This is a genomic window from Paraburkholderia sp. BGA-UO-ETr-F12 (genome assembly GCF_059567945.1).
Genome location: NZ_JCAQOZ010000058.1, coordinates 119,684 through 141,287, shown reverse-complemented (window position 1 = coordinate 141,287; position 21,604 = coordinate 119,684). Strand labels below are relative to the sequence as shown.

Below are 21,604 nucleotides of genomic sequence, written 5' to 3'. Positions count from 1 at the left end.
GACATGCAGCTCACGACTGGAAGACGGCCATGAACCAATTCGCTATCCTCTATCAGGATCGCTTCATCAGATCACCCGTGTAATTCTCCAAACGCCTTAAACACGGAAATTCTGACACCCCTGTCAGCGTCGACACAAAACGCTCCGTCTCCCGTTCGCGCGGCCGCATGAATATGTCCCTCGACGGACCCGCTTCTACCACCACACCATTGCTCAGAAACACCACGTCTCGCGCAATCGTCGCGGCAAGCCGCAGGTCATGCGTCGCCATCAACATCGTCATGCCTTCTGTGGCCAGTTGCTTCAGAACATCCACCACCTCCGCTGCGAGGCCAGGGTCGAGCGCCGATGTCGGCTCGTCGCATAACAATACCTCCGGTGAGGGTGCCAGTGCGCGTGCAATGGCGACCCGCTGTTGCTGCCCACCGGACAGCGTCGAAGGCCATGCGTCCGCCTTTTGCGCAATGCCAACTTTCTCGAGCAATTCGTCCGCCCGTAAGCGCGCCCTCTGCTCGTCCCACTTCAGTACGGTCAGCAAACCCTCCATCACGTTCTGCCGGACCGTCAGATGCGGAAACAATTGGAAATTCTGGAACACCATGCCAGTGCGGCGGCGAATCGTTAGCACCGTCTCCCGCGATGGCTTGTGGTCCCGGCTGAATTCAAGGCGCTGGTCGCCCAGCTCAAGTGATCCGGACTCCGGAATCTCCAGTAGATTCACGCAGCGCAACAACGTACTCTTGCCGCTGCCGGACGGCCCGATTAGCGCAGTCACATTGCCCGGCTCAAGTTGCAGGTTCACTGAACTCAGTACGCGGTTCTCGCCGAAGTACTTGTCGATGTTCTCCAGTCGAATCATCAGTTGCTCGCCTGAAAAAGTGCGTGACGGCCGAACTTGCGCTCGAGCCGCACCTGCGCCGACGACAACACCGAACTGAACACGAGATAAACCAGTGCCGCTTCGGTGTACAGAATCAACGGCTCATACGTTACCGAGGCAATCCGCTGCGCCGCCTGAAACACCTCGGGCACAGTCAGCACCGCGGCAAGCGAAGTGTCCTTCACCAACGCAATGAACGAGTTCGACAACGGCGGCAACGCAACGCGCGCCGCCTGCGGCAGAATCGCGCGGCGCAGCGCCTGCTCCCGCGTCATCCCCATCGAATATGCCGCTTCCCACTGCCCCTTCGGAATCGACTCGATCACGCCGCGAATGACCTCCGAGTTATACGCGCCGACATTCAGCGAGAAACCGATGATCGCCGCCGTCAATGGGTCAAGCACAATGCCCACGTTCGGCAGTCCGTAGAAAATCACGAACAGTTGCACCAGTAACGGCGAGCCTCGGAACAGCCACACGTAAAAGCGCACGCACGCTATCGCCCAGCGCGGTCCAAATAACCTGACTAACGCGACGATGAACGCGAGGACGATTCCAATCGCAAACGATGCCAGCGTGAGCGGCACGGTAAAGACCAGCCCCGCATACAGCAGGGGCCACAGCGACTGCGCCATCAGATGCAACCATGCCGGCATGATTCAGACTCGCTGGTAGCGCTTATTGGGAAACGTCTTTACCGAAGTACTTCTCCGAGATCTTCAGGTACGTGCCGTCTTTCCTCATATCGGCAAGCGCCTTATTGATCGCCGCCTGCAAATCAGGACTGCCCTTGCGGATCAGCACCGCGGACTTGTCGCTGCTGTCCGCCGACGTATCGAGCGCGGCGATCTTCACCTTCGCGTCCGGCTTGTGCTTCTTGAAGTCGAGGAACGACAGCGAATCGTTGACAGTCGCGTCGACGCGGCCCGACGTCAACAGGTCGATCGATTCGTTGAAGCCCTGCACGGGAATCACATCCGCGCCGTGCGCGGCCGCGATCTTGCCGAAGTTGCTGGTCAACGTATTCGCCGACTTCTTGCCCTTCAGGTCGTCAAACGTCTTGATCGTGGTGTTGTCCGAACGCACGATCAGCGCCGCGTGCGAAGTGATGTACGGGTCCGAGAAATCGTATTTGGCTTTGCGCGCGTCGGTGATCGCAACCTCGTTGATCACCGCATCGTAGCGGTTCACGTCGAGGCCGGCGATCAGGCCGTCCCACTTGCCTTCGACGAATTGCGGCTTGACGCCCAGGCGTTGTGCGATGGCCGTGCCGATCTCGACGTCGAAACCCGTGAGCTTGCCGGATTCATCGTGGTACGTGAACGGCGCGTAAGTGCCTTCGGTGCCGATCTTGAACACGCCCGCGGACTTGATCTGCGCGAGCTCGTCAGCAGCGAATGCCGGGCTCAGGGCTACCGCTTGCAGCAGTGCGATCAGCAGAATGGAACGAATCGACTTCATCAGGTGGCTCCGTAAAGTGTGCTACGTCGTTTGCATGGTTTGGTGTGCGGCATTCCGCCGGCGCCCAGGCCGGACAGAGTGGGCGGACTGTAGCAAACGGTCCGCGTTTTTACAAAGGATCAGGTTTCCGATCAATATGCGCGTGCGTGCTAAGCGAACAGCCAGAACATCTCATGCAACGTCGAATTCGGCTTTACAGCAGATATTGAAGACGCGGCATGCATCGCACCACGGAACACGTGCCGCACGCCATCGGGGAAAACGCGGGAGGGGTGTCGTCGCGGCGAACGCGCGGCGTCGAAAAGGGTCAGTCCGGGCGGCACCAGAAGGCCGCCCGTGAGATTGCAAACGGCTTACCGTTCCACCGGATGCGGCTCCTTGCGCTTGTTGGCCACCCGGATCGCGTCGAAATAAGCCGGATTCGGCGGGCGCTTCAGATAACGCCCGGCGCCACGCACGGCCCGCAACTCGCCATCGGTCCATGCCAGCGCGCCACGCGTGAGCGTGTGCATCGCCACGCCCTGCACCGTCATTCCTTCGAACACGTTGAAGTCGACCTTCTGATGATGCGTCTTCACCGAGATCGTTTTGCTGGCCGCCGGGTCCCACACGACCAGGTCGGCATCCGCGCCCACCTGCACCGCACCCTTGCGCGGATACAGGTTGAAGATCTGCGCGGCATTGGTCGACGTGATGCGCACGAACTCATTCGGCGTGAGACGCCCCGAATTCACCCCGTGATGCCACAGCACGGCCATGCGATCTTCAACGCCGCCGCAGCCGTTCGGGATCTTTGTGAAGTCATCGCGCCCCATCGCCTTCTGCGACGCACAGAACACGCAGTGATCGGTCGCGGTGGTGTGCAACTGCCCTGCCTGCAGCCCCCGCCACAGCGATTCGCGATGCTCCGCGGAACGGAACGGCGGGCTCATGACATGCGCTGCGGCTCGGGTCCAGTCGGGATCGCGATACACGGCTTCGTCGATCACCAGATGGCCCGGCAGCACTTCGCCGAACACGCGAAGGCCTTCGCTGCGGGCGCGCGCAATCGCGTCGACCGCATCTTTCGAGGAGACATGGACGATGTAGACCGGTACGCCCAGCACCTGGGCGATGCGTATCGCGCGGTTGGCAGCCTCGCCCTCAACTTCCGGCGGCCGTGACAGCGGATGCGCCTCCGGGCCCGTAAAGCCTTTCGCCAGCAACTGACGCTGCAACTGAAACACCAGTTCGCCGTTTTCCGCATGCACGGTAGGCAGCGCGCCGAGTTCGAGCGAACGTGAAAAGCTGTTCACCAGCACTTCGTCGTCGGCCATGATCGCGTTCTTGTAGGCCATGAAGTGCTTGAAACTCGACACGCCGTGTTCGTGCACCAGGGTACCCATGTCGCGATAGACCGAATCGTCCCACCATGTCACCGCGACGTGAAAACCGTAATCCGCCGAAGCCTTTTCCGCCCAGCCGCGCCATTCCTTGAACGCCTCCATCAAAGGCTGCTTCGGACTCGGGATCACGAAGTCGATGATGCTGGTCGTGCCGCCCGATAAACCCGCGGCCGTACCGGTATAGAAATCGTCGCTGGCCGTGGTGCCCATGAACGGCAATTCCATGTGCGTATGCGGATCGATGCCGCCGGGCATCACATACTGCCCACCCGCATCGACGATCGTGGCGCCGGCCGGCGCTGCCAGGTCCGCTCCGATCTGCAGGATCGTGCCGCCGTCCTGCGGGTCCGCACACAACACGTCCGCACGATACGTGTCGTCCGCGTCGATAATCGTGCCGCCGCGAATCAGGGTCGTCATGTTGCCGCCTCCTTATGAACTGCTGGTTTCGGTGCTACGTATTACCTATTTCGTCTGCTGTGCGCCTGGTTCATGCGCATGCATTCAAGCATTCGTCCACTCACGCACTCGCCACGCGCGCGCTCGGCCCCTTGCTCAGCTTCATCCATGCGCTGTATACGATCGACGCCAACGCGAGCCCGACAAACCAGGCATAGGTATAGAGCGTATTGAAAACGGCCGGAACGTTCGGGAACGATGCCGGAAACGCGGTATGCAAAAAGCCGGGCAGATTGGGCAGCACGCCGATCACAAGCGCCACCACCGCACCGATATTCCAGCCGCCGGTGTAGCTGTACTCCCCGTGCTCGTCGAACAGTTCACGCGCGTTCAGGCGCGTGCCGCGAATCAGGAAATAGTCAACCATCAGAATGCCCGCCACCGGACCGAGCAACGCCGAGTAGCCGACCAGCCAGGTGAAGATATAGCCCTGCGTGGTGGCGAGAATCTTCCACGGCATCATCACGATGGCGATGGTCGCGGTAATCATGCCGCCGACGCGGTATGAAATACCCTTGGGCCACAGGCTCGAAAAGTCATAAGCCGGGCCGACGAGATTCGCCGCCAGATTGCAGCACATCGTATCGAGCGTCAGAATAATCAGTGCAAGGCCGACGCCGATGCCGGTCATCCGGCTCGTCAGGTCGATCGGGTCCCAGATCGCCTTGCCGTAGATCACCACCGTCGCCGAGGTCACCACCACGGAGATCACCGAGAGCAGCGCCATCGGAATCGGCAAGCCGATTGACTGGCCAATCACCTGATCGCGCTGCGTCCTGGCAAAGCGGGTGAAGTCGGGAATGTTCAGCGCCAGCGTGGCCCAGAAACCGACCATGGCAGTGAGACCAGGCCAGAAAGTCACCCAGAACATGCCCTCCTTCTTGCCGCCCGGCACGAACTGCGACGGCGCCGACAGCATCGAGCCGAGTCCGCCTGCCTTCGAGGTCGCCCACCACACCAGCGCGATACACATCACGATCTTGATCGGCGCGGACCAGCTTTCGAGCCAGCGGATCGAATCGGTGCCGTGAATGATGAAGTAGATCTGCAGTGCCCAGAACACCAGGAAACACGCGAGTTGCGCGAGCGAGATGTCGAGAAACGGCAAGGCCGCACCGTGCAGCGCATTGCCGGTCAGAATGTTCAACAGCGTGTAGATCGCGCTGCCGCCAAGCCATGTCTGAATACCGTACCAGCCGCACGCGACGATCGCCCGCAGCATCGCCGGCAATTTCGCGCCTTGCGTGCCGAACGAGGAGCGCACCAGCACCGCGTAGGGAATGCCGTGCTTCGCGCCTGCATGCCCGATCAGCAACATCGGCACCAGTACGATCAGATTGCCGAGCAGCACGGTCGCCACCGCCTGCCACGGTGACATGCCTTCCTCCGTCAAACCGGCTGCAAGCATGTATGACGCGATGTTCATCACCATGCCGACCCAGAGCGCGGCAAAGTGATACCAACGCCACGTACGCTGCGCGATGCCGGTGGGCGCAAGGTCGTCGTTATAAAGACTGCTGCCCTGCGCGCCGGCCGCAAACTGCGGATCGACGGGTTGCGCTGTCTGCTTCATCGAAAGATCTCCACTGATCGTTGAGGCCCGCGCGGCTTCTGATGGCGCGTCGGGCCTTGGGAAAACACCAGGTTCAGTACAAGCGCTGCGTTTCCTTTCTCACAGATAGCCCATGTTTTCAGGCTGCCTTTGCGGCATGAGCGTGCTCGACCGCTTCAGCCGCATCCGACGTGCCGCCTGCTCCAGCATTGACCCGCGCCGGGTTGTTCGGATGCGTGGTCCAGTTCGCGTACTCGCCGCTGTCCACCCGCTCCATCGTGATGCACTGCTCGACCGGGCACACATGCATGCACAGATTGCAGCCGACACATTCGGAGTCCATCACTTCAAAATGCCGAACGCCATCTTTTTCTTTCATGATCGCCTGGTGAGCCGTGTCTTCGCAGGCGATATGACAGAGGCCGCACTGGATGCACTTGTCCTGATCGATGCGCGCCTTGATGTCGTATTTGAGGTTCAGGTATTGCCAGTCGGTGACGTTCGGCACCGCACGGCCGCGAATGTCGTCGAGCGTCGCATAACCTTTCTCGTCCATCCAGTTCGAGAGGCCATCCGCGAGATCGGAGACGATGCGAAATCCGTAATGCATCGCCGCGGTGCAAACTTGCACGCTGCCCGCGCCGAGCACCATGAATTCGGCCGCATCGCGCCACGTCGAAATACCGCCGATGCCGGAGATCGGCAGATTCGGCGTTTCCACGTCGCGTGCGATTTCTGCCACCATATTCAGCGCGATCGGTTTGACCGCCGGTCCGCAGTAGCCGCCGTGCGTGCCTTTGCCGTCGACCATCGGCAACGGCGACATAGCATCGAGATCCACCGCGACAATCGAGTTGATCGTGTTGATCAGGGACACGCCGTCCGCGCCGCCTTTATAGGCCGCCCGCGAACCGAGGCGGATGTCGCTGATATTCGGCGTGAGTTTGACGAGGCACGGCAGCTTCGAGCCTTCTTTCACCCAGCGCGTAACCATTTCGATGTACTCGGGCACCTGGCCCACCGCCGCCCCCATACCCCGCTCGCTCATGCCGTGCGGGCAGCCGAAGTTCAATTCCACCGCATCGGCGCCGGTATCTTCGACGAGCGGCAAGATCCACTTCCAGTCGCGTTCGTTGCACGGCACCATCAGTGAAACGATCATCGCTCGCTCGGGCCAGTCGCGTTTGACCTGCGCGATTTCCTTCAGGTTGACGTCGAGCGGACGATCGGTAATCAGTTCGATATTGTTCAAGCCCGCGATGCGCTGGCCGTTCCATTGCACGGCGCCGTAACGCGAGCTGACGTTCACCACATGCGGGTCGAGGCCCAACGTTTTCCATACCACCCCGCCCCAGCCCGCTTCGAACGCGCGGTTCGCGTTATAGGCTTTGTCGGTCGGCGGCGCGGAGGCGAGCCAGAAAGGATTCGGCGACGTAATGCCGGCAATCGTACAGCGCAGATCGGCCATGTTCGGCTCCTTGGGGAACTGCTGTTTTATCTTGTGTGATGCGTGGCTAAGGCAGGTTTATGCCGCCTTACGCGGCTTTGACGGCCGTGCGGGCGAACTCGGCGTCAATCGCGGCCGCTGCGGTTTTGCCGTCCTGCACCGCTTGCACCGTCAGATCGATCCCACCCGTTGCCGCGCAATCGCCGCCCGCCCACACGCCACGCAACGAGGTTTGTCCGTTTGCGTCGACGGCAATGCGGCTGCCGTCGAGCGTCAGCAGCTCGCGCGCGATACCGACGGGCACGAGGGTCTGCCCAATTGCCTTGAGCACCATATCGGCTTCGACTACGAAGCGTTCATGATCGCCATCGCCTGACGTACGTTCAAATTCGACGCCGGTAACTACACCGCCGTCTCCGATCAAACGCACGGGCGTCGCGTGCGTGACCAGCGTGACGCCGCTGGTCTGCGCGAAGTCGCGTTCCGCCCACGTCGCGCTCATCGACTCGACGCCGCGCCGATACACCATCGTCACCGAACTCGCGCCGAGCTTGCGGCTTTGCACGGCGGCATCCACGGCCGTATTGCCGCCGCCGATCACAACAACCCGGCGGCCCACCGGCACCGTGCCGAGGTCGTTCGCGGTGCGTACCTGCTCGATGAAATCCACCGCGTTCATCACGCCGCTCAGGTCTTCGCCTTCCATTGCCAACGCGCGCACACCCGTCAGACCGATCGCGAGGAAGACCGCGTCATGCTGCTTGCGCAGCGTGTCGAGATCCACGTCGCGTCCAAGCGTTACGCCATGCCTGATTTCGATGCCGCCGATCGAGCACAGCCACGCCACTTCGCGCTGGGCAAAATCGTCGACGGTTTTATAAGCGGCGATGCCGTATTCGTTCAGGCCGCCCGCTTTCTCGTGCGCGTCATAGATGGTCACGTTATGGCCGGCCAACGCGAGCCGATGCGCACACGCGAGGCCAGCGGGTCCCGCACCGACCACCGCGACATGCCGCCCTGTTTCGGCAGCACGCTTGAACAGCACTTCACCGCGCGCCATCGCCCAATCGGTCGCATGCCGTTGCAGCGCGCCGATCGCCACCGGCTTCGCATCCTGATGGTTGCGCACGCAAGCGCCCTCGCACAGGATCTCGGTCGGGCAAACGCGCGCGCACATGCCGCCTAACGGATTGGCCGACAGAATGTCGACGGCTGCGCCCTTCAGATTGCCGTTGCCGATCTTGCGAATGAAACTGGGAATATCGATTTGAGTCGGACACGCGTTCACACAGGGCGCGTCGTAGCAATAATGGCAGCGGCTCGCCGCCGCAGCCGCGGCACTTGCGTCGAGCAGCGGCGCGATGTCCGAGAACTCGCACGAGAGTTGATCGGCCGATAGACGGTGAGCCGCAATATCGCCGGTTTGCTTGATGGCCATACACGTTCCTTCTTCGATGTGAGGACGTAGCCGGTCCTGCCGGCTGCGCTGAAGCGGAGCCGGGACGGCTTGTTTTATGGGCACTACGGTGAGGCTACCGCTAAAGCGTTATGAAACCGGCTCGCACGCTCGCTCCAGCATCGCGTGCAGCAACACGTTGGCGCCCGCCTCGATCCATTCGAAGGTGGCGTCTTCGATCTCGTTGTGACTGATCCCGTCGACGCAGGGCACGAACACCATCGAGGTCGGCGCAACCTGGGACAGATAGCAGGCGTCGTGTCCCGCCCCGGACACCATGTTGCGATGCGGGTAGCCGAAGCGTTCGGCCGCGGCACGCACGGACTTCACGCAGGCTTCATCGAAAGCCACTGGCGCGTAGTAAAAGATCTGTTCGAGTTCGGTTTGCAGACCGATCGCGCCAGCGATATCCGCCACGCCTTGACGCAACGCGGCATCCATCTTCGCGAGCACGGCATCGTCCGGATGACGAAAATCGACCGTGAAGAACACACGACCGGGAATCACATTGCGCGAGTTCGGATAGACCTGCATCATGCCGACCGTCGCGCAACCGAACGGCGCGTTATCCAGCCCGATGCGATTGACCAGATCGACCACGCGCGCGGCGCCAAGCAAAGCATCGCGACGGCGCGGCATAGGCGTGGGACCTGCGTGGGCCTCTTGCCCCGTCAGCGTGATTTCGTACCAGCGCTGACCTTGCGCGTCGGTCACCACGCCAATGGTTTTTTGCTCGGCTTCGAGAATCGGCCCTTGCTCGATGTGCAATTCGAACGCCGCGTGCAAGGGGCGGCCGCCACACGGAAGATCGCCGGCATAGCCGATCCGCTTGAGTTCCTCGCCGATGGTCTTGCCGTCCACGTCCTTGCGCGAGAGACCGTACTCCAGCGTGAAGACGCCGGCGAATACACCGGAGGCCACCATAGCAGGCGCGAAACGCGAGCCCTCTTCGTTAGTCCAGATCACCACTTCAATGGGATGTTCCGTCTCGATGCCATGATCGTTCAGACTGCGAATCACTTCGAGTCCGCCGAGCACGCCATAGATGCCGTCGAAGCGGCCGCCAGTCGGCTGCGAGTCCGCGTGCGAGCCCGTCATGACCGGCAACGCGGCGGGATTGCGCCCGGCGCGGCGCATGAACACATTGCCCATCTGATCGACACTGACCGTGCAGCCAGCTTCCTTCGCCCAGCTCACGATCAGATCACGTCCCTGTTTGTCGAGGTCGGTCAGCGCCAGCCGGCAGACGCCGCCTTTGGGCGTCGCGCCGATCTTCGCCATCGTCATCAGGCTGTCCCACAACCGCTTGCCGTCGACCTTGATCGACGTAGTGGGTTCTGCGCTCTTCAGCGCTTCGGATACCGCGTTCATTCGTCTCGCTCCTTTCGGTGAACCGACATGAAACTGGTGCAGGGGCGGCGGGTTTTGGGGCATGGCCGCACGGCGGCGGTGCACGTTTGATGCCTTCGATCGCCCCCTGTTCAGAGGGCAAACCCTGGGGCATCGCCCGCTCTCTCAATCCTGTCCAGTTGGACAGGTTGTAGACGATTAAGCCCGCCAAATCAATACCTTTCGTACGGCGGAAAACATAGCGAGAAGCGTGCCATTGCAGTGCAGCACGCGTTTATCGGCGGCATCGAATGCGTGCGCCCATCCGCGCTCAAACGACTAGAATGAAGCCCGACGCGGCACACATGCCGATGAAGGCCAACATGAGAGACGACAACGTGGCTGCCGACATCACGGAAAGCAACGAGACACAGGACGAAACGCCCGCACCTTTGCGGCGGCGCAAGGCGCGCATTCGCGAGTCGAATGAAATGCATTTGTTGGCGTGCGCCGAAGCCGTTTTCGCGGAACGAGGACTCGACGGCACCAGCACCGCGATGATCGCGGAACGCGCAGGCTTACCGAAAGCCAATGTGCACTACTACTTCCCAACGAAGCTCGCGTTGTACCGCCGTGTGCTGGAAGACCTGTTCGAGGACTGGCACCGCGCGGCCGATACGTTCGAATGCAGCGACGATCCGGTCGAAGCGATCGGCGGATACGTACGCGCGAAAATGGAGTTGTCGCGCCGCCGGCCTTTAGGCTCGAAGGTATGGGCGAGCGAGATCATTCACGGCGCGGAACACATGGAGGACATTCTCACGGGACGCGTGAAGCCCTGGCTGGACAGCAGGGTGAAGGTGATCGACAACTGGATCGCACGCGGACTGCTGGCGCCGGTGAATGCGCAAACGTTGATGTACATGATCTGGGCGACCACCCAGCATTACGCCGACTTCGACGCGCAGATTCGCGCGCTCAAAGGCAAGCGCGCGCTGACGCAGAAGGCATTCGAAGCAACCACGGAGGAAGTCGTGCAGTTGGTGATCCGCGCGTGTGGCGCGGTGTCGCCGGCGCAGCACGAGGACGGCGCGGACCCGTCCAGATAGAAAGCAAAAAAACCGGCTGCGTTTTTCACGGTCAGCCGGTTTTCATACTTAGTGCGTGAGATCGCTTTCGCGGTTTAGTCGCTCGCTTACCCGTTCAATACGTCTCCAGATGCAACCGCCCTTCCCGCTTCAGCTTCAGCCATAGCGCTTCCCAGTCGAGCTGATGCTGCTCGCCGATTTCCTTGAGCGCCTGCAGCACGCCGTCTTCCATACCCTTCAATCCGCACACGTAGATATGCGTGTTGTCGTCCTTGAGCATATGCGCGACGTCCACCCCACGCTCACGCATCGCGTCCTGCACATAGCGCTTGGGCTGACCCGGCGTACGCGAGAACGCCAGATTCGTATCGATGAAATCCTTCGGCAGATTCGTCAACGGTCCGAAGTACGGCAACTCTTCTTTGGTGCGCGCGCCGAAGAACAACATCAGCTTGCCGGTCGCGCCTTTCAGGCGACGCCGCCTGCGGTACTCGGTCATCGCGCGCATCGGCGCCGATCCGGTACCCGTGCAAATCATCAGCAGATGCGAGTTCGGATGATTCGGCATCAGGAACGTGCCGCCGAATGGGCCGATCACGCTCACCACGTCGCCCTTCTTCAGATCGCACAAATAGTTTGAGCAGACTCCGTCGAGCGCGTCGCCGTGCTGTCGGGAAACCCGCTTCACGGTAAGCGAAACGTTGTTATAGCCTGGGCGTTCGCCGTCGCGTGGGCTCGCAATCGAATATTGCCGCGCGTGATGCGTGCGGCCATCGGCGGCGGCTCCAGGCGGCAGGATGCCGATCGACTGGCCTTCCAGAACCGGGAACGGCATCGAACCGAAATCGAGCACGATGTGATGGATATCGCTGTCGGTCGACGCGTCGGTGAGCCGGTAGTTGCCGACCACCGTCGCGGTGGTCGGCGCCTTGTGGGTATAAAGATTCACATAGGGCTTCGCGGCAGACCACGGCGGCACGACCGAGCCACGCACGGTATCGACTTCGATACCGCTCGCGTCTGCCGCCGCATCGCCTGGTGCGCCGGTGTCGCCCTCTTCCGGCGCCGGCACGGCCATCGTGTTTTGCTCCGGCAGCACGTCCCATTTGAGTTGCTCGTCAATGGGATATGCATCGGCCTTCAGCACGGTGCGCCAGTTATCGATCGCGCCGGTGGGACACGGTGGCACGCATGCCATGCAGCCGTTGCAAACATCCGCCTTGACGACATAGTTGTTCTCGTCGTGCGTGATCGCATCGACCGGGCAAGTCTCTTCGCAGGTATTGCAGCGAATGCAGATTTCCGGATCGATCAGATGCTGCCTGAGAACTTCGATCGATACTGGGCCGTTCATGACTTCCTCCACCCTATATTCGCGCGAATACGACACCGCGCTTTTCCAATCACCGCACTTAGTTAAAGCGCACGTACTCGAAATCGACCGGCTGACGGTTCACACCCATGGCCGGCGGCGCAATCCAGTTCGCGAACTTGCCGGGCTCGACCACCCGGCCCATCAACGAGGCGACATACGCGCGGTCTTCCGGCGTTGCGAGCCACTTCGCTTCGTTGGCAGCCCACTCGGTTTCGCTGACCACCCGGCCATCGGGCGACACACGAGTACCCGCAAAGGTGCCGATCTGGCGGTTGAACGCTTTATGCGGCACCGTCATGCGGAAATCGATGCCGGCCTTCTCGAGCACCTTGTTCCAGCGGCCGACGCCCGCCACCGAATCTTTAATGTAGTCGTCGCGCAGCACTTCGTTCATCGCGTTGAGCATCGGTACTTCACGCTCCACCAGTTTGCCGTCCTGCACGTCGAGCAGCTTGTAGCTTTGACCGTTCAGTTGATGATCGTCGTCGCGCTTGTTCTCTTCATAGCGGCCCTTCAGGCCCGAACTATAGAACGTCGCCGCATTCGACGAATGGTCGGCGCCGAACAGGTCGATCGTCACGGAATAATGGAAGTTCAGATAACGCTGGATAGTCGGCAGATCGATCACGCCGGCCGCGCGAATCTTCGCGACGTCGTCCGTGCCCAGTTCGTTCATCACCTGCGCGGTGCGCTGGATCACGCGCGACACACCCGATTCGCCGACAAACATGTGATGCGCTTCTTCGGTCAGCATGAACTTCGTGGTGCGTGCGAGCGGATCGAAACCCGACTCGGCGAGTGCCGACAACTGGAACTTGCCGTCACGGTCGGTGAAGTACGTGAACATATAGAACGCCAGCCAGTCCGGCGTTTTCTCGTTGAACGCGCCGAGAATGCGTGGGTTGTCATCGTCACCCGAACGGCGGCCGAGCAGTGCTTCGGCTTCCTCACGACCGTCGCGGCCGAAGTAACGGTGCAGCAGGTAGACCATCGCCCACAGGTGGCGGCCTTCTTCAACGTTCACCTGGAACAGGTTGCGCAGGTCGTACATGGACGGCGCGGTCAGACCCAGATGCCGCTGCTGTTCCACCGAAGCCGGTTCAGTATCGCCTTGCGTCACGATAATGCGGCGCAGATTCGCGCGATGCTCGCCGGGCACGTCCTGCCACGCCGCCTCACCCTTATGCTCGCCAAAATGAATCTTGCGGTCCTGCTCGCCGGGTGTTAGGAAAATGCCCCAGCGATAGTCCGGCATCTTCACGTGATCGAAATGCGCCCAACCGCCCGCGTCGACGCTCACCGCCGTGCGCAGATACACGTCGTAGCCATGCGAGCCTTCCGGGCCCATATCGCCCCACCACGACAGAAAATTCGGCTGCCATTGTTCGAGCGCGCGCTGCAGTGCGCGGTCGTCGGCGAGATTGACGTTGTTCGGAATCTTTTCGCTGTAATTGATCGTAGACATGGTCGGTTCCCTGGTCGGAATACAGAGCTTGCGGATGAGAGGCGCGCGCCGGGAAGGTGGCGTCGCTAAACGTTACGTCGTGTCGTGTGGTGTCGTGTCAAGAAACTCAAACACGCGAGACGTCGAATTGCGCCTTGCTGCCTTTGCCGTACACCTTGAGCGCGCCCTTCTCGCCCACTGCGTTCGGCCGGTTGAAGATCCAGTTCTGCCATGCAGTGAGACGCCCGAAAATACGCGTCTCCATGGTTTCCGGGCCGTTGAAGCGCAGATTCGCTTCGAGGCCGGTCAAGGCATCCGGCGACATGGCCGCACGTTCTTCGAGCGCGATGCGGATTTCATCGGCCCAATCGATATCGTCGGGCGAAGCGGTCACGAGGCCCAGACGCTCGGCTTCAACCGGTTTGATCGCCTGACCGATCTTCGAGCGCACCGCGTCGAGCGGCTCGACTTCTTCATAGAAGCGCCGCGCAAGGCGCGATTGATGCGTGACCATCGGATAGAGACCGAAGTTGACTTCCGACAGCGTGATGGCCGGCTCTTCGTCTTCGTTGCTCGGCAGTGCCGCCATATAGCTGCGGTCGCAGGCAAACGCGAGTTCCGCGAAGGTGCCCGCAAAGCACGAGCCCGGTTCGATCAGCGCGAACAGTGAACGCGACGACACGTCGATACGCGCCAGCGTGCGGCGCAGGAGACCGATGGTCTCGCGCACGAACCAGTGGTCCTTGTGCTGCATCAGCGTGGCGTCGGCGGCAAGCAGATTGCGTGCATCGCCTTCGGTCTTGAAGACCCAGGTACCGACGTCGAGCTCGTTGGTGCGCATCGACAGGATCGCGTCGTCGAGTTCGCGGGCGAACTGCAGCGGCCACCAATTCGTGCCGGCGGCGACGATCGCGTCGATTCCGGTGGGTTGTCCCGCTTGCGGCGCTTTGGCCGTAAAAGTGGCGATGCGTTTCGCCCGATCGATCGTCACGTCGAGCGTTTTATAAGTCAGGCCGTCTTCGCGATCGGTGCGTTCGATACGCGTGAGCATCACGCCTCGCGCATCCGACGGGCGATCGCTTTGTTCGGCGAGTTCGAGCGCGCGTGCCTGAATCGTCTGGTCGAACTGATTCGGCTTAACGACTTCATCCACGAGACGCCATGCTTTCGCGCGCTCACCGCGAATGCCTTCCACCACCGTACAGAAGATGTCCGCACGATCGTGACGCACCTTGCGTTTATCGGTGACGCGCGTCAGGCCGCCGGTGCCCGGCAGCACGCCCAGCAGCGGCACTTCCGGCAGCGATACCGACGACGAGCGGTCGTCCACCAGATAGATTTCGTCGCAAGCGAGCGCGAGTTCATAACCGCCGCCCGCGCACGCACCGTTCACGGCAGCGAGAAACTTCAGACCTGAATGACGTGACGAGTCTTCGAGACCGTTGCGCGTTTCATTGGTGAACTTGCAGAAGTTGACCTTCCACGCATGCGTGGAGAGGCCCAGCATGAAGATGTTCGCGCCCGAGCAGAACACGCGGTCCTTAAGACTCGTCAGCACGACCGTCCTGACTTCGGGATGCTCGAAGCGGATCCGCTGTATCGCGTCGTGCAGTTCTATATCGACCCCGAGGTCGTATGAATTCAGCTTCAGCTTGTAACCGTCACGGATGCCACCGTCCTCGGCGATATCGATGCCGAGGGTCGCGACCGGACCGTTGAAACTCAGCTTCCAATGCTTGTACTGCGAGGGATCGGTGCGGTAATCGACCGGCGCGATTGCGGTTTCTGCTGTGGACATGGGGCGTCTCCTGACTGGACGATGCGAAACTTGTTTCTCGAACAATAGTGCATCGCCAACCCCGTGTAAAGCACTTTAGTGCATGTTTGCTAGTAAACCCTGGAACTCTGCTGCACGTCAGCTCACCCGTGCCTCATCCGGCGATTCAGCCGCGAGCCTTGCTGCAAGCCGGTCACGCAGTTGCAAGTAGGCGTCGGCCAAGGTTTTTTCGCTGGTATCGAAGGTCATGTCGGCGCGGCCGTACAGTTCGCTGCGCCCCGCCAGGATGCGCTTGAGGTCGTCCATCGCCTCCTTGTTGCCGGACATCGGGCGCAGGTCGCCTTGCGCCACGACACGGCGCATATGCTCTTCCGGGGTGGCCTGCAGCCATACGGTGAAGCAGTGCGACAGCAATGCGTTGAAAGTGCCGGACTCCGATACCAGCCCGCCCGGCGACGCAATCACCGCGCGCTCATGTTCCTGAATCACCGCCTCGAGCGCGCGATGCTCATAGCGCCGGTATGCGCTCGCGCCATAGAGGGAATGAATCTCGGACGGTGGGCAGCCGGCCAGTTGCTCGATCACGCGCGTGAGTTCGACGAACGGCACCTTGCGCTCCTGCGCCAGCATCCGCCCGAGGGTCGACTTGCCGGCCCCACGCAAACCGATCAGCGCGATCCGGTCCTTGCGATGCGGGTCGCGCGGTGCCTGCGCGAACATCTCGGCAAGCGCCACGCGGGCGCGCTGCAGCGCCGCCTGGTCGCGCCCTTGCAGCAATTCGCGGATCAGCAGCCATTCGGCGGATGCGGTGGTTTCGTCGCCGATGACTTCAGCCAGCGGACAGTTCAGCGTCGCCGCGATCTGCCGCAGCACCAGCACCGACGCGTTGCCCACCCCGGACTCCAGATTCGCCAGATGACGCTCGGACAAGCCGGTTTCGGTCGCCAGCGTCTTGCGCGTCATGCCACGGCGCGCGCGCAGCAGGCGCACACGCTCGCCCATCGCCGTCAGAAAAGGATCGCGCTCCTCGCGTTCGCCGGCGCGCTCAGTGGCGCCGGCGGCCCGTTCCGTGCGGCTTGCGTCTTCATCAGCAGAATCATCCAGCGATGTGGAAGAGTAATTTTGGTTCATGTTTAACTGCCTCTTGAATACGTTACATGTACTATAGTGCTTGACAGGCGCAGAGTGAACGGTTAATTTTCGCCAAATATTGATCCAATAACAAACGCTGTCGACGTTTTTCGGCAGCGTCACGGAAACGGCGCGACGACACGCATGAATTAACGTGCGTGCGCGCGTCGATCTGGAGGCTTGCATGTCCCCACACACCTTCCAACGCCTGATTGCCGGCGTCACCGAGCAACTTGCCGGACGGCCGCTCGACAGCACGCTGGCCGCATGGCTCAACGACACGTATCCCGCGGATAGCGCGACCTTCCGCAGTCTGACGGAGGCCTGCCGCACGGGCGTGGCTGAAGGCTGGCTGTGCAACCGCGAAGGCGGCGGAATTCGCTACGGCCGGATCTTCAAGGCCTTGCCGGAAACCCACGGTTTTTCAGTGGACGTCGTCGATATGAAGGATATTGCCGGTCCGCACCACGTACACCCGAACGGCGAAATCGATCTGATCATGCCGCTCACCGAAGGCGCCACCTTCGACGGTCATCCGGCCGGCTGGTGCGTGTACGGCCCCGGCAGCGCGCATCGCCCGACCGTCGCGAACGGCCAGGCGCTGGTGCTGTATCTGCTGCCGCAAGGCGCGATCGAATTCACCGCCCCGCCTCCTTCCGCCTGAGACTCGCCATGACTGAACTATTGAAAAACTACGTGGCAGGCCAATGGGTCGCGGGCAGCGGCGACGGCGTCACATTGACCGACCCGGTCACCGGCGAAGCGCTCGTGCGCGTCTCGAGCCAGGACCTCGATCTCACCCACGCACTCGCTTTCGCGCGAGAAGAAGGCGGCGGCGCCTTGCGCGCGCTGACTTATGCGCAGCGCGCCGCCCGCCTCGCCGAGATCGTCAAACTGCTGCAGACGAAACGCGACGATTACTACGCGATCGCAACCGCGAACTCAGGCACCACGCGCAATGATTCGGCGGTCGACATCGACGGCGGCATCTTCACGCTGTCGTACTACGCGAAACTCGGCGCCTCGCTCGGCGACGTGCATGCGCTGCGCGACGGCAACGCCGTATCGCTGAGCAAGGACCAGTCGTTCAGCGTGCAGCACGTGCTCACGCCGACGCGCGGCGTCGCGCTCTTTATCAACGCGTTCAATTTTCCGTCGTGGGGTTTGTGGGAGAAGGCAGCGCCGGCTCTGCTATCCGGCGTACCGGTGATCATCAAGCCCGCCACGGCGACAGCATGGCTTACGCAACGAATGGTTGCCGACGTGGTCGACGCAGGCATTCTTCCGCCCGGCGCGCTATCGATCATCTGCGGCAGTTCTGCCGGTCTGCTCGATCAGGTTCAGGCCTTCGACGTGGTGTCGTTCACCGGCTCCGCGCAAACCGCTGCAACCTTGCGTGCGCATCCCGCTTTCGTCGAACGCGGCGCACGGCTGAATGTCGAGGCGGACAGCCTCAACAGCGCGATCCTCTGTGCCGATGCAACACCCGATACTCTCGCCTTCGAACTGTTCATCAAGGAAGTGGTGCGCGAAATGACCGTGAAGTCCGGTCAGAAATGCACGGCGATCCGGCGTGCGTTCGTACCGGAAGCATCGCTCGAAGCGGTGCTCGAAGCACTCAAGGCAAAGCTCGCGAAAATCACCGTCGGCAATCCGCGCAACGAGGCCGTGCGAATGGGTTCACTCGTCAGCCACGAGCAACGCGATAACGTGCTGGCCGGCATCGCCGCGTTGCGCGAGGAAGCGGTGCTCGCCTACGACGGCTCGGCGGCACCCTTTATCGATGCGGATGCCACGACGTCGGCCTGCGTCGGACCGCATCTGTTCGTCGTCAACGATCCTGATAGCGCCACGCTGCTACATGACGTCGAAGTGTTTGGACCGGTGGCAACCGTGGCGCCGTATCGGGTCGCCGCGGCAGCAAGCGGAACCCTCCCGGAAGCGCACGCCATTGCACTCGCGCGACGCGGCCAGGGCTCGCTCGTCGCTTCGATCTTTTCGAACGACGACGCCCATCCTGGCAAGCTCGCACTGGAACTCGCCGATACGCATGGACGTGTCCACGCGATCTCGCCCGCGGTTCAGCAGAGCCAGACCGGCCACGGCAACGTGATGCCGATGTCGCTGCATGGTGGACCGGGCCGCGCGGGTGGCGGCGAAGAACTCGGCGGCATTCGTGCCCTGGGTTTCTACCACAGGCGCTCAGCCGTTCAGGCAGCGGGCGCCGCACTCGACGCATTGACGCAAGCCACGCATTTGCCCGTGGCATAGCGCGCACGAGACAGGCACGAAGCGAAGAAGGAAGCAATCAGGCAGTAAGCATCGCGCGGATCATGAGCACATAACCGCCGGACCGCCCCCACCCGTTGGAGGAGACATATGGAAGCCCTGCTGGAACCGGCTGCGCATCAGCCCGCCGTGACGGCCGAACCGCCGCCCGCGGTATTCAATTTCGCGGCCTATCTGTTTCGACTGAATCAATCGCGCGCCGGCAAGACCGCTTATATCGACGACACCGGCAACACCACCTACGGCGAACTCGAGGACCGGGCCCGGCGTTTCGCGAGCGCATTGCGCACGCTCGGCGTGCATCCGGAAGAACGCGTGCTGCTGGTGATGCTCGATACCGTCGAACTGCCGATCGCGTTTCTCGGCGCGCTCTATGCGGGCGTGGTGCCGGTCGTTGCGAACACGCTGCTCACCGCTGCCGACTACGTGTACATGCTGACGCACAGTCACGCGCGCGCCGTGATCGCGTCGGGCGCGGTGCTGCCGACTGTCGTTCAAGCGCTCGATACGGCCGAACACGACGGTTGCCAGTTGATCGTCTCACAGCCCGAGAACGAATCCGTAGCCACTCCATGCCTCAAAGACCTGCTCGACGTGGCCGCTCCGGCTAGCAAAGCATGCACGACCGGTTGCGACGATATCGCCTTCTGGCTGTACTCGTCCGGTTCGACAGGTAAGCCGAAAGGCACGGTCCACACGCATGCGAATCTGTACTGGACTGCTGAGTTGTACGCCAAGCCGGTTCTCGGCATCGTTGAAAGCGACGTGGTTTTCTCCGCGGCCAAACTGTTTTTCGCGTACGGTCTGGGCAACGGCCTCACATTCCCGCTCTCGGTCGGCGCCACGGCCGTGCTGATGGCCGAGCGTCCCACTGCGGACGCGATTTTCAAACGCCTCGTGCAGTACCGCCCGAGCGTTTTCTACGGCGTGCCGACGCTCTACGCCAGCATGCTCGTCTCGCCCAATCTGCCCGCACGTGCCGACGTCGCGATGCGCGTGTGCACGTCCGCGGGCGAAGCGTTGCCGCGCGAAATCGGTGAACGCTTTACCGCTCACTTCGGCTGCGAGATTCTTGACGGCATCGGCTCGACCGAGATGCTGCACATCTTCCTGTCCAATCGCGCGGGGGCTGTCGAATACGGCACCACCGGCCGCCCTGTGCCCGGCTACGAAGTCGAGCTGCGCGACGAAGCCGGTCTGCCGGTGCCCGACGGCGAAGTCGGCGACCTGTACATCAAAGGACCGAGCGCCGCACTCATGTACTGGAGCAATCGCGAGAAAACGCGCGCCACGTTCCTCGGCGAGTGGATTCGAAGCGGCGACAAATATCGCCGGCTTGCGAACGGCTGCTACGTGTATGCGGGCCGTAGCGACGATATGCTGAAAGTGAGCGGCCAGTATGTCTCGCCCGTCGAAGTGGAAATGGTTCTGATGCAGCACGACGCCGTGCTGGAAGCGGCGGTGGTGGGCGTCGATCACGGCGGCCTCGTGAAGACCCGCGCGTTCGTGGTGTTAAAGCGTGAGTTCGCGCCGTCTGAGATACTTGCGGATGAACTGAAGGCTTTCGTCAAGGAACGGCTCGCGCCGCATAAGTACCCGCGCGATATTCTGTTCGTCGACGATTTGCCGAAAACCGCTACCGGCAAGATTCAACGCTTCAAACTGCGCGAACAGTCATAAGGTGATCCATGCAGAACCCCGTAACCGCGGCCCCGGTCTCGACCAGCAACTTTGCGGAACTGGCCGCCACACCCTCGCACGGGCCGTTGCGCATCGAATACCGCTGGCTGAATCAGGCGGCAGCCCATGCGCCCATCGCCGTATTCCTGCATGAAGGGCTCGGATCGATTGCGATGTGGCGCGACTGGCCGCAGGCCTTGTGCGTGCGTCTCGGCATGCGCGGTCTCGTCTATTCGCGGCCCGGTTATGGCTTGTCCACACCGCGCGCGCACGAGGTCAAATGGCCGGTCGATTTCATGACCGCACAGGCGCGCGATATCCTGCCCGCATTATTCGATGCGCTCGATATCGGCGCGCAGGAACGCAAACGCATGTGGTTGATCGGCCATAGCGACGGCGGCTCGATCACGCTGCTCTATGCGGCGCTGCACCCGGACGAATTGGCCGGCGCGGTCGCCATCGCGCCGCATGTATTCGTCGAAGACATTTCGGTGGAGAGCATTGCGCAGACCAGACAGCTCTACGAAACCACGGATCTGCGGAGCAAGCTCGGCCGCTATCATGCCGATGTCGATTCCGCGTTCTATGGCTGGAACGATATCTGGCTGAATCCGGCATTCAGGGAATGGCGCATAGTCGACGAACTGGGCGAGATCAGGCGGCCTCTGCTCGCGATACAAGGCCGCGACGACAACTACGGCACGATGGCGCAGATCGATACGATTGGCGAGCGCGTGCCGCACGCGCAACTGGTTAAGCTTGACGCTTGCGGACATTCGCCGCATCGCGACGCGCCGGACGCGCTGAATGATGCGATTGCGGCCTTTATCTCGCGGCAGCGCTGAACAGAA

17 protein-coding genes are annotated in these 21,604 nt (G+C 61.8%); 5 read left to right on the top strand and 12 right to left on the bottom strand.

The features are described from left to right. Positions 1 to 52: 52 nt before the first annotated feature. The 8 genes from AC57B6_RS28505 to AC57B6_RS28470 form a co-directional block, all read right to left on the bottom strand. The gene (locus tag AC57B6_RS28505; RefSeq protein WP_496422568.1) at positions 53 to 859 is read right to left on the bottom strand and encodes an amino acid ABC transporter ATP-binding protein; all 807 of its coding nucleotides are present in this window, start codon (positions 857 to 859) and stop codon (positions 53 to 55) included. Further along, positions 859 to 1,536 (bottom strand): amino acid ABC transporter permease, encoded by a 678-nt coding sequence (locus tag AC57B6_RS28500; protein WP_029674195.1) that lies wholly within the window; start codon positions 1,534 to 1,536, stop codon positions 859 to 861. The genes AC57B6_RS28505 and AC57B6_RS28500 overlap by 1 nt, the downstream gene beginning before the upstream one ends. 22 nt (positions 1,537 to 1,558) lie before the next feature. After that, the gene (locus tag AC57B6_RS28495) at positions 1,559 to 2,341 is read right to left on the bottom strand and encodes an amino acid ABC transporter substrate-binding protein (protein WP_028200386.1); all 783 of its coding nucleotides are present in this window, start codon (positions 2,339 to 2,341) and stop codon (positions 1,559 to 1,561) included. Positions 2,342 to 2,694: 353 nt separating this feature from the next. Further along, positions 2,695 to 4,146 carry a dihydropyrimidinase gene (hydA, locus tag AC57B6_RS28490; RefSeq protein ID WP_028200387.1) on the bottom strand — a complete coding sequence of 484 codons (1,452 nt, stop codon included), beginning with the start codon at positions 4,144 to 4,146 and terminating at the stop codon, positions 2,695 to 2,697. A gap of 100 nt (positions 4,147 to 4,246) precedes the next feature. After that, positions 4,247 to 5,758, bottom strand: a complete 1,512-nt coding sequence (locus AC57B6_RS28485; RefSeq protein ID WP_028200388.1) for an NCS1 family nucleobase:cation symporter-1 — start codon at positions 5,756 to 5,758, stop codon at positions 4,247 to 4,249. A gap of 118 nt (positions 5,759 to 5,876) precedes the next feature. Beyond that, on the bottom strand, positions 5,877 to 7,205 hold the full coding sequence (gene preA / locus AC57B6_RS28480; protein WP_496422567.1) for an NAD-dependent dihydropyrimidine dehydrogenase subunit PreA: 1,329 nt from the start codon (positions 7,203 to 7,205) through the stop codon (positions 5,877 to 5,879). Between the two features lie 67 nt (positions 7,206 to 7,272). Then, positions 7,273 to 8,622 carry an NAD(P)-dependent oxidoreductase gene (locus AC57B6_RS28475; protein ID WP_474632174.1) on the bottom strand — a complete coding sequence of 450 codons (1,350 nt, stop codon included), beginning with the start codon at positions 8,620 to 8,622 and terminating at the stop codon, positions 7,273 to 7,275. 108 nt (positions 8,623 to 8,730) lie between these two features. Beyond that, positions 8,731 to 10,011 carry a Zn-dependent hydrolase gene (locus AC57B6_RS28470; protein ID WP_030101612.1) on the bottom strand — a complete coding sequence of 427 codons (1,281 nt, stop codon included), beginning with the start codon at positions 10,009 to 10,011 and terminating at the stop codon, positions 8,731 to 8,733. A gap of 302 nt (positions 10,012 to 10,313) precedes the next feature. On the opposite strand from AC57B6_RS28470, the gene AC57B6_RS28465 reads away from it, so the two are divergent. Continuing rightward, the gene (locus tag AC57B6_RS28465; protein ID WP_496422566.1) at positions 10,314 to 11,078 is read left to right on the top strand and encodes a TetR/AcrR family transcriptional regulator; all 765 of its coding nucleotides are present in this window, start codon (positions 10,314 to 10,316) and stop codon (positions 11,076 to 11,078) included. Between the two features lie 94 nt (positions 11,079 to 11,172). On the opposite strand, the gene boxA is transcribed toward AC57B6_RS28465, so the two are convergent. The 4 genes from boxA to AC57B6_RS28445 all read right to left on the bottom strand — a co-directional run bounded on the left by boxA (position 11,173) and on the right by AC57B6_RS28445 (position 16,784). Continuing rightward, entirely contained in the window at positions 11,173 to 12,411 is a 1,239-nt protein-coding gene (boxA, locus tag AC57B6_RS28460; protein WP_028200393.1) for a benzoyl-CoA 2,3-epoxidase subunit BoxA, read from the bottom strand. 58 nt (positions 12,412 to 12,469) lie between these two features. Continuing rightward, positions 12,470 to 13,897: a benzoyl-CoA 2,3-epoxidase subunit BoxB gene (gene boxB / locus AC57B6_RS28455; RefSeq protein ID WP_028200394.1), complete on the bottom strand. Its 1,428-nt coding sequence runs from the start codon at positions 13,895 to 13,897 to the stop codon at positions 12,470 to 12,472. A 106-nt stretch (positions 13,898 to 14,003) separates the two neighbouring features. Further along, positions 14,004 to 15,674, bottom strand: coding sequence for a 2,3-epoxybenzoyl-CoA dihydrolase (boxC, locus tag AC57B6_RS28450; RefSeq protein ID WP_030101610.1), 1,671 nt, complete (start codon positions 15,672 to 15,674; stop codon positions 14,004 to 14,006). A 117-nt stretch (positions 15,675 to 15,791) separates the two neighbouring features. Next, on the bottom strand, positions 15,792 to 16,784 hold the full coding sequence (locus AC57B6_RS28445; RefSeq protein ID WP_028200396.1) for a helix-turn-helix transcriptional regulator: 993 nt from the start codon (positions 16,782 to 16,784) through the stop codon (positions 15,792 to 15,794). Between the two features lie 184 nt (positions 16,785 to 16,968). Here AC57B6_RS28445 and AC57B6_RS28440 point away from each other — a divergent pair, with 184 nt between their 5' ends. The 4 genes from AC57B6_RS28440 (at position 16,969) to AC57B6_RS28425 (ending at position 21,598) form a co-directional block, all read left to right on the top strand. Further along, positions 16,969 to 17,448, top strand: coding sequence for a DUF4863 family protein (locus tag AC57B6_RS28440; protein WP_028200397.1), 480 nt, complete (start codon positions 16,969 to 16,971; stop codon positions 17,446 to 17,448). A gap of 8 nt (positions 17,449 to 17,456) precedes the next feature. Beyond that, positions 17,457 to 19,055: a 3,4-dehydroadipyl-CoA semialdehyde dehydrogenase gene (locus AC57B6_RS28435; protein ID WP_444516648.1), complete on the top strand. Its 1,599-nt coding sequence runs from the start codon at positions 17,457 to 17,459 to the stop codon at positions 19,053 to 19,055. Positions 19,056 to 19,163: 108 nt separating this feature from the next. Further along, complete coding sequence (locus AC57B6_RS28430; protein WP_496422565.1) at positions 19,164 to 20,753, top strand: benzoate-CoA ligase family protein; 1,590 nt, start codon at positions 19,164 to 19,166, stop codon at positions 20,751 to 20,753. Between the two features lie 8 nt (positions 20,754 to 20,761). Beyond that, a complete protein-coding gene (locus tag AC57B6_RS28425; RefSeq protein WP_496422564.1) occupies positions 20,762 to 21,598 on the top strand; it encodes an alpha/beta fold hydrolase in 837 nt (278 codons plus the stop codon). Positions 21,599 to 21,604: the final 6 nt, after the last annotated feature.

Bases quoted from the DNA above. Each gene is read 5' to 3' on its own strand.
- AC57B6_RS28505 (WP_496422568.1), bottom strand. From the start codon at position 859: ATGATTCGACTGGAGAACATCGACAAGTACTTCGGCGAGAACCGCGTA.
- AC57B6_RS28500 (WP_029674195.1), bottom strand. From the start codon at position 1,536: ATGCCGGCATGGTTGCATCTGATGGCGCAGTCGCTGTGGCCCCTGCTG.
- AC57B6_RS28495 (WP_028200386.1), bottom strand. From the start codon at position 2,341: ATGAAGTCGATTCGTTCCATTCTGCTGATCGCACTGCTGCAAGCGGTA.
- hydA (WP_028200387.1), bottom strand. From the start codon at position 4,146: ATGACGACCCTGATTCGCGGCGGCACGATTATCGACGCGGACGACACG.
- AC57B6_RS28485 (WP_028200388.1), bottom strand. From the start codon at position 5,758: ATGAAGCAGACAGCGCAACCCGTCGATCCGCAGTTTGCGGCCGGCGCG.
- preA (WP_496422567.1), bottom strand. From the start codon at position 7,205: ATGGCCGATCTGCGCTGTACGATTGCCGGCATTACGTCGCCGAATCCT.
- AC57B6_RS28475 (WP_474632174.1), bottom strand. From the start codon at position 8,622: ATGGCCATCAAGCAAACCGGCGATATTGCGGCTCACCGTCTATCGGCC.
- AC57B6_RS28470 (WP_030101612.1), bottom strand. From the start codon at position 10,011: ATGAACGCGGTATCCGAAGCGCTGAAGAGCGCAGAACCCACTACGTCG.
- AC57B6_RS28465 (WP_496422566.1), top strand. From the start codon at position 10,314: ATGAAGCCCGACGCGGCACACATGCCGATGAAGGCCAACATGAGAGAC.
- boxA (WP_028200393.1), bottom strand. From the start codon at position 12,411: ATGAACGGCCCAGTATCGATCGAAGTTCTCAGGCAGCATCTGATCGAT.
- boxB (WP_028200394.1), bottom strand. From the start codon at position 13,897: ATGTCTACGATCAATTACAGCGAAAAGATTCCGAACAACGTCAATCTC.
- boxC (WP_030101610.1), bottom strand. From the start codon at position 15,674: ATGTCCACAGCAGAAACCGCAATCGCGCCGGTCGATTACCGCACCGAT.
- AC57B6_RS28445 (WP_028200396.1), bottom strand. From the start codon at position 16,784: ATGAACCAAAATTACTCTTCCACATCGCTGGATGATTCTGCTGATGAA.
- AC57B6_RS28440 (WP_028200397.1), top strand. From the start codon at position 16,969: ATGTCCCCACACACCTTCCAACGCCTGATTGCCGGCGTCACCGAGCAA.
- AC57B6_RS28435 (WP_444516648.1), top strand. From the start codon at position 17,457: ATGACTGAACTATTGAAAAACTACGTGGCAGGCCAATGGGTCGCGGGC.
- AC57B6_RS28430 (WP_496422565.1), top strand. From the start codon at position 19,164: ATGGAAGCCCTGCTGGAACCGGCTGCGCATCAGCCCGCCGTGACGGCC.
- AC57B6_RS28425 (WP_496422564.1), top strand. From the start codon at position 20,762: ATGCAGAACCCCGTAACCGCGGCCCCGGTCTCGACCAGCAACTTTGCG.